Annotated in this window: 2 protein-coding genes and 1 pseudogene; all 3 read right to left on the bottom strand. The window is 71.8% G+C overall.

Annotated elements, in window-relative coordinates; genetic code table 11:
• The coding region (locus B9S57_RS33385) for a type I polyketide synthase (protein ID WP_374936006.1) at positions 1–6359 on the bottom strand (6359 nt) is incomplete at its 3' end.
• A 54-nt stretch (positions 6360–6413) separates the two neighbouring features.
• Positions 6414–6464: pseudogene (locus tag B9S57_RS36590) on the bottom strand (polyketide synthase docking domain-containing protein); the annotation flags it as partial.
• A 62-nt stretch (positions 6465–6526) separates the two neighbouring features.
• Positions 6527–14377 (bottom strand): type I polyketide synthase (locus tag B9S57_RS33380; RefSeq protein ID WP_258036747.1); only part of this gene is annotated, 7851 nt, incomplete at its 5' end.

The following is a 14377-nucleotide window of genomic DNA, read 5'->3' as shown; positions in this document are numbered from 1 at the left end:
CCGGCCTGCGTGAACTGCGTCCGATCCAGCAGCTCACCACCCTCGAACACCACACCCCGCACCGGACGATCCAGATGCCGGTCCAACTCCGCACACACCGCATCAAACGCATCCGCGAACACCGGATACGCCTCATACAACTCACGACCCATACCCGACCGCTGCGCACCCTGACCCGAGAACAACACCGCCAGACCACCCGACGCCGTCGTACCGCGGACGAGCCGGTCACCGATGACCACCGCACGGTGCTTCATCGCCGCACGCGTCGTCACCAGCGAGAACCCGACATCCACCGGATCCAGATCCCCGGCGAACACCGACACCCGCTCCACCTGYRCATCGAGYGCCTCGGCCGTCTTCGCCGACACCACCCACGGCACCACCGGCACCGCGACACCAGCCGCGTCCACCGGCTCCACCTCAGGAGCCTGCTCCAGGATCACGTGTGCGTTCGTGCCGCTCACGCCGAAGGACGACACGGCGGCGCGCCGCGGCTCACCCGTCTCCGGCCATGCGGCCCGGTCCCGCAGGAGTTCGACCGCTCCCGCGGACCAGTCGACGTGCGTGGACGGTTCGTCGACGTGCAGCGTCCGGGGCAGCACACCGTGCCGCATCGCCATCACCATCTTGATCACACCGGCCACACCCGCAGCGGACTGCGTGTGGCCGATGTTCGACTTGATCGACCCCAGCAGCAGCGGCCTGTCCGCTGCCCTGTCCTGCCCGTACGTAGCGAGCAGCGCCTGCGCCTCGATCGGGTCACCCAGCGTCGTACCCGTGCCGTGCCCGTCGACGGCGTCGACCTGCGAGGGTTCCAGACCCGCCGAAGCGAGCGCCTGTCGGATGACTCGTTGCTGAGCCGGGCCGTTCGGGGCTGTCAGACCGTTGGACGCACCGTCCTGGTTGACGGCAGAACCGCGGAGGACGGCCAGTACCTCGTGGCCGTTGCGCCGGGCGTCCGACAGCCGCTCCATGAGCAGCATTCCGACGCCCTCGCCCCAGCCCGTCCCGTCCGCCGCGTCGGCGAACGACTTGCAGCGACCGTCCGAGGCCAGCGCCCCCTGCCTGCTGAACTCCACGAACGCCGCCGGTGTCGACATGACCGTCACTCCACCGGCCAGGGCCAGCGAGCACTCCCCTGCACGCAGCGCCTGGACCGCCAGGTGCAGCGCGACGAGCGAGGACGAACATGCCGTGTCCACGGTCACCGCCGGCCCTTCCAGGCCGAAGGTGTACGAGAGCCTGCCCGAGACGACACTCGCGGCGTTGCTGGTGGCCAGCGAACCTGTTCCGGCATCCGGGGAGCCGAGCAGGACCGTGGCGTAGTCCTGGCCGTTGGTCCCCGTGAACACGCTGGTGCGGGTGGAGCGCACCGCGTCCGGGCTGATGCCGGCCCGCTCGAAGGTCTCCCACGAGGTTTCGAGCAACAGCCGCTGCTGGGGGTCCATCCCGAGCGCTTCACGCGGTGAGATCCCGAAGAATCCGGCGTCGAAGTCGCCCGCGTCGTGGACGAAGCCGCCTTCGTCCCAGTACGTGGTGCCGGGGCGGCCCCGGTCCTGGCTGTACAGCCGGTCGAGATCCCAGCCCCGGTCCGTGGGGAATTCCGCGATGGCGTCGCGGTCGTTGGCGACCAGGTTCCAGAGGTCCTCCGGGGACCGGACGCCGCCCGGGTACCGGCAGCTCATACCGACGATCGCAATGGGGTCGTCGTCGGTGCGGAGGAGAGCGGGGGCCGGGGCAGGGGCCTCGGTATCCTCGCCACCGAGCAGTGGCGCGAGCAGACCCGTGGCGATGTGGGCCGGTGTCGGGTGGTCGAAGACGAGGGTTGCGGGCAGGTCGAGCCCTGTCGCCCTGTTCAGGCGGTTCCGCAGCTCGACGGCGGTCAGGGAGTCGAAACCCAGCTCGCGGAAGGCCCGGTCGGCGGGGACGGCTGCGGCCGAGGGGTGGCCGAGTACGGCTGCGGCCTCGGCCCTGACGAGGTCGAGCAGTTCCCGCTCGTTCTCGGACGCGGAGAGTCCGGCCAGCCGGGCGCGCAGCACCGCCGCGACCCCCGTCTGGACGTCGCCCGGCTCGGACGCGTTGCCCTGCAGAGCTTCGGCTGCCTCCGGGATGTCGTCGATGAGCGGCCTGGGGCGCGCCAGTGTGAACGCGGGCGCGAACAGGGTCCAGTCGATGTCCGCGACGGTCAGGCAGGTCTCGCCCGTCTCGACCGCACGTACCAGCGCACCGATGGCCAGCTGCGGGTCCATTGCCGCGAGCCCGCGCCGGGCGAGCATGTCCTGGGCGGCGCCGTCGGCCATGCCGCCGCCGGACCAGCCGCCCCAGGAGACCGATGTGGCCGGAAGCCCACGACTGCGCCGGTACTCCGCAAGGCCGTCCAGGTAGGCGTTGCCCGCCGCGTAGGCGCCCTGTCCGGCGGCGCCCCACACTCCGGCGCCTGAGGCGAACAGGATGAACGCGTCGAGTGTCCCGGCCGACTCCGTCCCGAAGAGTCTGTCCAGGTTCGCGGCGCCTGCCACCTTGGCGGCGAGGGCTTCCGCGACGTCCGCGGGGTCCGATTCGGCGAGTCCGGCCATCACGGTCGTCCCCGCGGCGTGGACGACCGTCCCGATGGGCCGGCCGTCGGCCTCCTGGACCTGGTCCACGAGCGCGGCGAGTGCGTCCTGGTCGGTCACGTCGCAGGCCGCGATCGTCACCCGGGCGCCCAGCGCGGCAAGTTCGTCGTGCAGCGCGAAGGCGCCTTCGGCGGCGGTCCCTCGTCGGCCGGTGAGTACGAGGTGCTCCACTCCCTGGCGGGCCAGGTGGCGCGCGACGTGCGCACCCAGCGCACCCGTCCCGCCGGTGATGAGGGCTGTTCCCCGCGGGTTCCACGGCGCGGGAGCGGCGGGTGCCTGGGCACGGACGAGCCGGCGTCCGAAGACGCCGCCCTGCCGTACGGCGACCTGATCCTCTCCGACGGGACCCGCCAGTACGCCGCGCATGCGCGCCCATGCCCGGGGGTCAAGGGTGGCCGGTTCCGACGGAAGGTCGACGAGACCGCCCCAGCGCTCGGGGCGTTCCAGGCCGATCACCCGGCCCAGGCCCCAGGTGAGTGCCTGAACGGCGCCTGCGGGGGCTTCGGAGCGCCCGATGGACACAGCGCCGCGCGTCACGCACCACAGCGGCACGTCCTCCGCCAGGGCCAGCAGGGCCTGGGCCAGCGCCAGCAGGGCACAGAGCCCGCTCGGCAGCACCGAGTGGCTGCGGTCCGCGTCCTCGTCAAGCGCGAGCAGTGAGACGACCCCGGTGAGCGGGCCGCTCTCGGCGAGGGCGTCGTTGAGGGCGCGCGCGACCGTCGCACGGTCGTTCCCGTCCGTGCTGATCAGGAGTCGTGCGACGTCGGCGCCGCCCGTTGCCAGTTCACGCTCGACAGTGGTCACCGCCTCGTCCCCGGCCAGGTCCGCGGGGACGGCGAGGAGCCAGGTGCCGGTCGGGCCGGCCGTGGGGGCGATCGTCAGCGGCTTCCAGGTGACGCGGTAGCGCCAGGAGTCGACCGTCGACTCGTCCCTGTGCCGCCGCCGCCACGACGCCAGGACGGGGACCAGGTCGGTGAGCGAGGACCGCATGTCGTCCTCGACGCCGAGTGCGTCGGCCAGGGCCTGGGGGTCGCCGCCGTCGACGGCCTCCCAGAAGCGGGCCTGCGCCGGGTCCTGCGACGCGAGCGGGTCGGCGCCTTCCAGCGGGTGGGGGTGGGGCTGTGGCCAGAACTCCTGGTGCTGGAAGACGTACGTCGGCAGGTCGACCCGCTGGGAGGCGGTCCCCTCGAAGTAGGGGGACCAGTCGACGTGAGCACCGCGCACGTGAAGTTCCGCCACCGCCTGGAGCAGTGACCGCGGCTCATTCCGGTTCCGGCGCAGGGCGGGCACGCAGGCCTGTCCCTCACCGTTCAGGCTCTGCTGCGTGATGCCGGACAGTACGCCGCCGGGACCGATCTCGAGGAACGTCGTGACGCCCTGCTCCTGAAGGCTCAGTGCCCCCTCGTGAAAACGGACGGTACGGCGGAGGTGACGTACCCAGTACTCCGGGTCGCCCAGCTCACCGGGCTCGGCGAGCCGGCCGGTGACCGTGGAGACGATGGCGATGCCGGCCGGGTGAAAGGTCAGACCTGCGGCGACCGTCCGATACTCGTCGAGCAGCTCGTCGGTGTGCGGGGAGTGGAACGCGTGGCTGACGCGCAGCCGCTTGGTCCTACGACCCTCCGCCTCGAAGTGCGCGGCGATCGCCAGCGCGGCGTCCTCGTCACCCGAGACCACTGTCGAGGACTGTCCGTTGAGCGCGGCGATCGACACACCGCCGGTCAGCAGCGGAAGGACCTCGTCCTCGGTCGCCTCGATGGACACCATGGCCCCGTCGGCCCGCATGGTCTGCGTCAGACGGGCCCGGGCGGCGACCAGTGCCGACGCGTCCTCGAGCGAGAGCACGCCTGCCACGTGCGCGGCGGCCAGTTCGCCGATGGAGTGCCCCATCAGGAAGTCGGGGGTGACGCCCCACGACGAGACCAGCCGGAAGAGGGCGACCTCGACGGCGAAGACTCCGGGCTGTGTGTACCGGGTCTGGTCCAGCAGGTCACCCTCGTCGAACACGACGTCGCGGAGGGACCGGCCGAGTGTGGGGTCCATCTCCGCGCACACGGCGTCGAACGCGTCCCTGAACACCGGGTACGCCTCGTACAGCTCGCGGCCCATGCCTGGCCACTGCGATCCCTGGCCCGGGAACAGGACCGCCAGGCGACCGTCCGCCTTCGAACCCCGCACCACTGCGGCGGACGGCTGTCCGAGCGCCAGGGCGTGCAGGCCGTCGAGCAGTCCGTCACGGCCGTCCGCGAGCACCACCGCCCGCTGGGCCAGGGCCGCCCGGCCGCCGGCCAGGGAGTAGCCGATGTCCAGCGCACCGGACGCCTGCGCGCCCACCGCCTCCACGTGGTCGGCCAGAGCGCTCGCCTGCGCCTCGAGTGCGCCGGGGCCGGCTGCGGCCGAGAGCAGCCACGGCACGACGGGGGGCGTGCGTACCGGTGTGCGTCCGCTGTCCGCGGGCACTACGGGCGGCTCCTCGAGGATGACGTGCGCGTTGGTGCCGCTCACCCCGAAGGAGGACACTCCCACCCGTCGCGGTTCGCCCGTCTCGGGCCATTCACGCGGCTCGGTCAGCAGCTGGACGTCCCCGGACTCCCAGTCGACCTGTGGTGTCGGCTCGTCCACGTGCAGCGTCTGCGGCAGCACACCGTGCCGCATCGCCATCACCATCTTGATGATCCCGGCCACACCGGCCGCGGCCTGCGTGTGACCGATGTTCGACTTCAGCGACCCCAGCCACAGCGGCCGCCCATCCGGCCGCTCCTGCCCGTACGTCGCCAGCAGGGCCTGCGCCTCGATCGGGTCACCCAGCGTCGTACCCGTACCGTGCGCCTCCACGGCGTCGATCCGCTCCGGTGCCAGCCGTGCGTTCGCCAGTGCCTGCCGGATGACCCGCTGCTGGGACGGACCGTTGGGCGCCGTCAGACCACTGCTGGCCCCGTCCTGGTTCACGGCTGAGCCGCGGACCACGGCCAGCACGTCGTGACCCAGCCGGAGGGCGTCGGACAGCCGCTCCACCACGAGGACCCCGGCGCCCTCGGCCCAGCCGGTGCCGTCCGCGCTCGCTGCGAAGGACTTGCAGCGGCCGTCGAAGGAGAGACCGCGCTGGCGTGAGAAGTCCACGAATGTGCCGGGGGTCGCCATGACGCTCACCCCACCGGCCAGGGCCATGGTGCACTCGCCCGACCGCAGCGCCTGGACCGCGATGTGCAGAGCGACGAGGGAGGACGAGCACGCCGTGTCCACGGTCACCGCGGGCCCTTCCAGGCCCAGCGTGTACGACACCCGGCCCGACAGGACACTGCCCGAGTTGCCGGTGCCCAGGTATCCCTCCACGCCGTCGGGCAGGGAGTGCAGCGTACTGATGTAGTCGTGGTACATCAGGCCGGCGAACACGCCCGTCCGGCTGCCCTTCAGCGACGTCGGGTCGATTCCCGCGCGTTCACACGCTTCCCAGGAGACCTCGAGGAGCAGGCGCTGCTGCGGGTCCATCGCCAGCGCCTCGCGGGGGGAGATGCCGAAGAAGCCGGGGTCGAACTCCCCTGCCTCGTGCAGGAATCCGCCCTGGCGGACGTACGAGGTACCCGACCGGTTCGGGTCGGTGTCGAACACTCCCTCGATGTCCCAGCCCCGGTTGGTGGGGAACGGCGATATGCCGTCCCCGCCCGAGGCGACCAGGTCCCACAGCTTCTCAGGGGTCGTCACCCCGCCCGGGTAGCGGCAGCTCATGCCCACGATCGCGATGGGCTCCCGCTCCCGGTCCTCCATGTCCCGCAGCCGCCGGCGAGTCTCGCGCAGGTCCGCCGTGGCCCGCTTGAGGTAGTCGAGGAACTTCTCCTCGTTCGCCATGGGGTGTCACTCCTTGCAGAGGGGTTGATCAGGAAGGTGCGGGTCGGGTCGGGCGGGGGCTGTCAGGAGGACTCGAGCTCGTCGTCCAGCAGCTCGAAGAGCTCGTCGGCCGTGGCCTCTTCGAGGCTCCGGACCGTGCCGTCGGAAGCGTCGTCGTGCCAGCCGGCCATCAGCCCGCGCAGCCGTTCCGTCACCTTGACGCGGTCGGCGTCGTCGGACGGCACGCCGGCGAGCGTGACTTCCAGCCGGTCGAGTTCGGCGAGCAGGGAGAGGGCCGACACAGCCCCGTCACCGACGAGTTCGTCCCGCAGGTAGAGGGCGAGGGCTTCAGGGGACGGGTGGTCGAAGACGAGCGTGGAGGGCAGCCGCAACCCGGTGATGGTGTTGAGCCGGTTGCGTAGTTCCACGGCGGTGAGCGAGTCGAAGCCGATCTCGAGGAAGCCCCTCGTGACGACCACTGCCGCGGCGGAACTGTGGCCCAGTACGTCGGCCATCGCTGTGCGCAGTATGTCGAGGAGGATGCCGGTACGCTCCGCCCCGCCGGCCGCGGTGAGACGCTCCTTGAGCGCTGTGGCGGATTCGGCCGTCCGGTCGCTCCTCTCCGCCGCGGGCCTCGTGGGCAGCCGGATCAGACCGCGCAGCAGCGGAGGCATCGCGTCGGGACGTATCTGTGCGGTGTCGGTGCTCAGTCGTGCCGGCATGAGGGTCGGCCGGCCTGTCGTGCGGGCGAGATCGAAGAGCTCGATCCCCTGTTCCTGGGACAGGGGCACAAGCCCTGACCGGGCCATGCGGGCGATGTCGGCGGCGTCCATCCGGCCGGCCATGCCGCTCTCGGCCCACGGACCCCAGGCCAGGGAGGTCGCGGGCAGACCGCGGGCGTGCCGGTGCTGGGCGAGGCCGTCCAGGAAGGCGTTCGCAGCAGCGTAGTTGGCCTGTCCCGGGCCGCCGAAGGTGCCGGCCGCAGAGGAGAAAAGGATGAATTCCGCGAGGTCCGAATCCTCGGTCAACTCGTGCAGGTTCCAGGCCGCGTCCACCTTGGGGCGCAGGACGGCTGCCAGTCGCTGCGGGGTCAGGGACGCCACGACCCCGTCGTCCACCACACCCGCAGCATGAACGACCGAGGTCAGAGGGTGTGCTGCGGGGATGCCGCCGAGGATGTCCGCCAGGGCCGTCCGGTCGGCGGCGTCGCAGGCCGCGAAGGTGACGTGCACGCCTGATTCCGTGAGCTCTGCGGCCAGTTCAGCGGCGCCCGGTGCGGCCGCGCCACGGCGGCCGACCAGCAGCATGTGGCGCGCACCGCGCTCGGCCATACGGCGTGCCACCAGGCCGCCCAGCACCCCGCCCGCGCCCGTGACCAGGACCGTTCCGTCCGGGTCGATGTCGCCGGATCCGGTGGGCTCGGTGGCCTCCGCCCTGTTCAGGCCCGGAGTGTGGATCTGGCCGGCTCGCAGGGCCAGTTGGGGCTCGCCGGTGGCGACGGCAGTGGCGAGGTTGCGGGCCGACAGGCCGGTGCCGTCGAGGTCGGCCAGGACGAACCTGCCCGGTGCCTCCGACTGCACTGAGCGCAGGAGGCCCCAGACGGCTGTCTGTGCGAGGTCCGGTACGTCCTCACCGTCGAGGGAGACCGCTCCGCGCGTCGCGACGACCATCAGGACGTCGGTGAACCGGTCGTCACCCAGCCAGTTCCGTACCGTGGCCAGGACCTCTGCCGTACGGTCGTGGGTGCGCTGCACGGTCGGCTCGCCCACCGTCTGCGGTGCGAGGGACAGCAGCACGGCCGGTGGCAGGGGCGCGGCTGCCAGGTCCTCGGTCCCCGGGAAGACGTCGATGCCGACCCCCGCGGCGGCGAGCCCGAGGTGGTCCGCCCCGAGCACCGCCCAGCGGGCTTCCGGGAGCTCTTGGGTGAGGTGCGCGGCCGACCAGCCGAGGTGGAACAGCGAGTCGTGGTGTGTGGCCCGGCGTGCCCCGTCGAGTTGGGCGGTCGTGACGGTGCGCAGGACCAGGGACTCGATCGCGGCCACCGGTTCGCCGGACGGGCCGGCGAGGGTGAGCGAGACGCCGTCGGTGTCCTTGGGGGTGATGCGCACGCGCAGGGCGTCGGCGCCGGCCGCGTACAACGTCACACCGTTCCACGCGAACGGGAGGCGGTTGCGCCCCATACTGTCGTCGTCCGTGGAGTCGTGCGACGTACTGAGCCCCATCGCGTGCAGGGCCGAGTCGAGGAGGGCCGGATGCAGACCGAACCGGCCGGCCCCGGGCTCCGTCGCCTCAGGCAGTGCCACCTCGGCGAACACCTCCTCACCGAGCCGCCATGCGGAGTGCAGTCCCTGGAAGACCGGCCCGTAGGCGTACCCGATCGATGTGAGGTGGTCGTAGAGGCCCTCGACCGGGACGGCGACGGCGCCTTCAGGGGGCCAGACGGTGAGACCGGCCGGCCGGTCTCGGTTCTCGGCGGCTGCCAGGGAGCCACTGGCGTGGCGCGTCCATGCGGCCTCGGGTCCGCCGAGGCCACGCGAGTGGATCTCCAGCGTCCGGCGGCCGGACGCGTCGGCCGGTCCCACCCACAGCTGGAGTGCGACGGATCCTTCGTCGGGCAGGACGAGCGGGGCCTCGATGACGAGTTCCTCGACGTGGCCACAGCCGACCTCGTCGCCCGCCGTGACGGCCAGCTCGACGAACGCGGTGCCCGGAACCAGCACCGTGCCCAGGACGGTGTGGTCGGCGAGCCAGGGGTGGATGTCCAGCGCGAGACGACCGGTGAACAGGTAGGCGTCGCTGTGACCGATCTGCACCGCCGCACCCAGCAGGGGGTGGTCGGCGGGGTCGAGGCCGGCCGAGCGGACGTCGCCGGCCGAGCCGTCGCCCCGGAGCCAGTAGTTGCGGTGCTGGAAGGCGTAGGTCGGCAGAGCGACGTTCCGGCCATCGCTGCCGGTGAAGTACCGCGGCCAGTCGACGGACGCGCCACGCACATGGAGGCCGGCCAGGGCGCTCAGCAGCGTAAGCGGCTCGGAGCGGTCGGAACGAAGCGCCGGTACGAAGACGGCGTCCTCGCCGGTGGCACAGTCCTGGGCCATCGCGGAGAGCACACCGTCGGGACCCAGCTCCAGGTAGGCCGTCACCCCCTGGTCCTGCAGGGTGCGTACGCCGTCCAGGAAACGGACTGTTCCCCTCAGATGGCGCACCCAGTACTCGGGGTCCCTGATCTCGTCGGCGCTGAGGACGTTCCCGGTCACGTCGGAGACGACCGCGAGGGTGGGTTCGTGGTACGTGAGGCCTTCGGCGACCGTACGGAACTCCTCGACCACGGCGTCCATGTGCGGGGAGTGGAAGGCGTGACTGACCCGCAGGCGCTTGGTCTTGCGACCCTGGGCCTCGAAGTGCTCGGCGATGACCAGCACGCCGGCTTCGTCGCCCGAGACGACCGTCGACCGGGGCCCGTTGAGTGCGGCGATGGACACGCCGTCGGTGAGCAGCGGCAGGACCTCGTTCTCCGCAGCCTGGAGCGAGACCATCGCGCCCCCGGCGGGCAGCGCCTGCATGAGGCGGCCCCGGGCCGCGACGAGGGTCGCCGCGTCCTCGAGCGAGAGCACGCCCGCCACGTGGGCGGCCGACAGCTCACCGATCGAGTGTCCGAGCAGGTAGTCGGGCTTGACGCCCCACGAGGACACGAGCCGGTACAGCGCCACTTCCAGGGCGAAGAGTCCTGTCTGGGTGTACTGCGTCCGGTCCAGCAGGTCGCCTCCGTCGAACACCACCTCGCGGACCGGCTGGTCCAGTTGGCGGTCCAGCTCCGCGCAGACCGCGTCGAAGGCGTCCGCGAACGCGGGATAGGTGTCGTACAGGGCACGTCCCATTCCCGGCCGCTGCGACCCCTGCCCGGAGAACAGCACCGCTGTCCTGCCGCGCGTCTCCGCCCCCCGAACAAGTCCGGGGGCGGTGGCGTCGGCGGCGAGGGCGGTGAGTCCTTCGAGGAAGGCCTCCCGGTCATCGGCGACGATCACCGCACGTCGCTCGTGTAGGGACCGGGCGGTCGCCAGCGTGTGGGCGACGTCCAGGAGGTCGAGGTCCGGGTCGGCGAGTACCGCGTCGCGCAGCTGCGCCGCCTGGGCACACAGCGCCTCCTCGTCCCGTGCGGACACGGTCCACGGCAGCGCTCCGCCGGCCACGGTCGTGCGGGGGGCGGAGGGCGGCTCCGGTGCCTGCTCCAGGATCACGTGCGCGTTCGTACCGCTCACGCCGAACGAGGAGACACCGCACCTGCGAGGATGCCCGGTCTCCGGCCAGTCCCGCCGCTCGGTGAGCAGTTCCACGGCACCGGAGGACCAGTCGACGTGCGTGGACGGCTCGTCGACGTGCAGCGTCTGCGGCAGCACGCCGTGGCGCAGGGCCATCACCATCTTGATGATTCCGGCGACTCCGGCGGCGGCTTGGGTGTGGCCGATGTTGGACTTGAGGGAGCCGAGCAGCAGCGGCCGGTCCGCCGGCCGGTCCTGTCCGTACGTCGTCAGCACGGCCTGCGCCTCGATGGGGTCGCCGAGCGTCGTACCCGTGCCGTGTGCCTCCACCGCGTCGATCCGGTCGGCGGTCAGGCCGGCGTTGGCGAGAGCCTGCCGGATGACGCGTCGTTGTGCGGGGCCGTTGGGGGCGCTGAGGCCGTTGCTCGCACCGTCCTGGTTGATGGCGCTGCCTCGGACGAGCGCAAGGATCCGGTGGCCGTTGCGTTCGGCGTCGGACCGGCGCTCCAGCAGAAGGATGCCGACCCCTTCGCCCCAGCCGGTGCCGTCCGCAGCCTCGGCGAACGCCTTGCACCGGCCGCTGGAGGACAGTCCGCCCTGCCGGCTGAACTCGGCGAACACGGCCGGTGTGGCCATCACCGCGGCGCCACCCACCAGGGCCATCGAGCACTCGCCCTGGCTCAGGGACTGCGCGGCCAGGTGCAGGGCCACCATGGACGACGAACACGCCGTGTCGATGGTGACGGCGGGGCCTTCGAGTCCGAGCGAGTACGCGATCCGGCCGGAGAGGACCGCGGTGGCGGTGCCGGTCAGCAGATACCCCTCGACGCCCTCCGGCGGCTGGTGGACGTCACTGGCGTACCCCTGTGACGAGGCGCCGACGAAGACACCGGTGCGGGTTCCCCGTGCGGACGCCGGGGCGATGCCGGCGCGTTCGAACGCCTCCCACGAGGTCTCCAGCAGCAACCGCTGCTGCGGGTCCATGGCGAGTGCCTCACGCGGCGATATGCCGAAGAAGTCCGCGTCGAACCCGCCCGCCCCGTGCAGGAAACCCCCGGCGGGGGTGAAGGCGGGAGCGCTTCCGTCATCGGCCCCACGCCCCCAGCCCCGGTCGACGGGGAAGCCCGAGATCGCGTCGGTCCCGGTGACGGCGAGGTCCCACAGCTGCTCGGGCGTCCGGACGTCCCCGGGGAAGCGGCAGCCCATGCCGACGATGACGATCGGGTCGTCGTCGAGGACGGAGACGGCAGGGGCGCCGACCACGGTCTCGTCGCCCTGTCCGAAGGACTCGGCGAGGAGGTGCCCTGCCAGTGCCGTCGCGGTCGGGTAGTCGAAGACCACGGTGGTGGGAAGCCGAAGTCCGGTGGCACCGTTCAGCCGGTTGCGCACCTCGACCGCGGTCAGCGAGTCGAAGCCCAGCTCGCGGAACGCGCGGTTGGCGTCGACCTCCGCCGCGTCGGTGAAGCCAAGTACGGAGGCGGCTTCACCTCGCACCAACTCCATGACGAAAGCGGCGCGTTCGCTCTCCGGGAGCCCGGTGAGCCGCTGCTGGAACGCGGAGAGATCGCCCATTCCGGCGGCCTCGGTCTCGGCGGCCGCGGCCAGCACACGGCGTACCTCCGGCAGGTTCTCCAGGAGCGGGCTGGGCCGCGTCACGGTGAACGTGGGCGCGAACCGCTCCCACCGCACGTCCGCCACGGTCAGCATCGTCTCGCCGGCGCCCACAGCTTCCTGCATCGCGTCGATGGCCAGCTGCGGGTCCATCGCCGGCAGACCACGCCTGTTCAGGATCTCCTCCGCCGATCCCCTGGCCATACCTGCGCCGCCCCACGCGCCCCACGACATCGCGGTGGCGGCCAGCCCGGCGGCCTGCCGTTGCTGGGCGAGGGCGTCGAGGTAGGCGTTGGCCGCGCCGTAGGCGCCCTGGCCGCCACTGCCCCAGATGCCGGAGATCGAGGAGAACAGGACGAACGCGTCGAGCTGCTCGTCGCCGAAGACCTCGTGCAGGTGGGCCGCGCCGAGGACCTTCGCTTCGAGCACGGCCGCGTATTCGGCGGGGCTCGTCTCGCTGATGACGCTGAGCTGGCCCACGCCTGCGGCGTGTACGACGGCCGTGACCCGGTCACCCGAATCACGCAGCGTACGTACCGTCGCGGCGAGCGCGTCACGGTCGGCGACGTCGCATGCGGCCAGCGTCACCTTGGCGCCCAAGGCCGTCAGTTCTTCCCGGAGGTCCCGCGCACCGGGAGCGTCGGCGCCGCGGCGGCTGGTGAGTACGACGTGCTCGGCGCCCTCGCCTATGAGCCTGCGGGCTATGAACGAACCGAGGGCGCCGGTGCCACCGGTGATCAGTACGGTGCCCCGCGGTGTCCACTTCTTCCCCGCTGTGCCCGCGGCCGAGCGGCCGCGTTGCAGCCGGCGTCCGAAGGCGCCCGACGCCCGGACCGCGACCTGGTCCTCTGCGTCGTCGCCGCCGGCCAGTACGCCGCAGATGCGGTTCCAGGCACGGTCGTCCAGGATCGCGGGCAGGTCGATGAGACCGCCCCAGCGGTCGGGGTGCTCCAGCGCGACCACTCGGCCGAAGCCCCAGTGCATCGCCTGGTCGGTGTGGACCGTTCCGTCCGAACGGCCGACGGAGACCGCGCTCCGGGTGAGACACCACAGGGGGGCGGACCGGCCCGCGTCGCCGAGTGCCTTGACGAGTTCGACGTCGGCGGCGAGTCCCGCCGGGACCACCGGGTGCTGCGCATCGGCGCCTGCGAGCAGAGACAGCAGGGAGATGACCCCGGCCGGTTCGGGTAGGGCGTCCAGTCGCCCGGCCAGGAGTTCGCGGTCCGCTCCTGCCGGAACGGTGAACACCGAGACGTCGGCACCGTGACGTGTCAGGCCGCCCACGGTCTCGTGCACGGACTCGTCGTCGGCCTCGGACTCCGGTACGACGAGTAGCCAGGTCCCGGACAGGGAAGCGGTGGTCAGGGACGTCAACGGCTGCCACATCACGCGGTAGCGCCATGAATCGACGGTCGACTCGTCCCGCTGCTGTCGCCGCCAGGAGGACAGCGCCGGCAGCACCGTGCCCAGCGCGGAGCGCGAAGCGCCGTCCAGCTCCAGATCGGCGGCCAGGGCATCCGCGTCACCCCGCTCGACGACGTCCCAGAACCGGGCGTCCAGCGGATCGGCTTCCCCCGAGGAGACGGAGGCCGTCTGTGCTTCGGGCCAGAAGTTCTGATGCTGGAAGGCGTAGGTGGGCAGGTCGACGCGCTGAGCACCGGTGCCCGCGAACAGGGTGTTCCAGTCGAGGTCGACCCCGTGCACATGCGCGTGGGCGAGGGAGGTCATGAAGCGGCGGGACTCGTCCTCGTCCCGGCGCAACGTCCCCAACGCGACCGCGTCACTCCCGGCCGCCTCGAACGTCTCCTCCAGCCCCACGGACAGCACCGGATGCGGACTCACCTCGACGAACACACCATGCCCCGCACCCAGCAGAACCCCGACCGTCTCCTCCAACAACACCGTCCGGCGCAGGTTCGTGTACCAGTACTCGGCATCCATCCCCACCGTGTCCAGCAACCCGCCCGTCACCGTCGAATACAACGGCACCCGCGAACTACACGGCTCCAGATCCGCCAGCACCTCCAGCAACCGGTCATGGATCCGCTCCACATGCGCACTGTGCGA

Source organism: Streptomyces sp. SM10, assembly GCF_002910915.1.
In the GTDB taxonomy this organism is placed as follows: domain Bacteria; phylum Actinomycetota; class Actinomycetes; order Streptomycetales; family Streptomycetaceae; genus Streptomyces.
The sequence above is the reverse complement of the archived record's forward strand: the minus strand, read 5'-3'. Positions and strand labels throughout refer to the sequence as shown.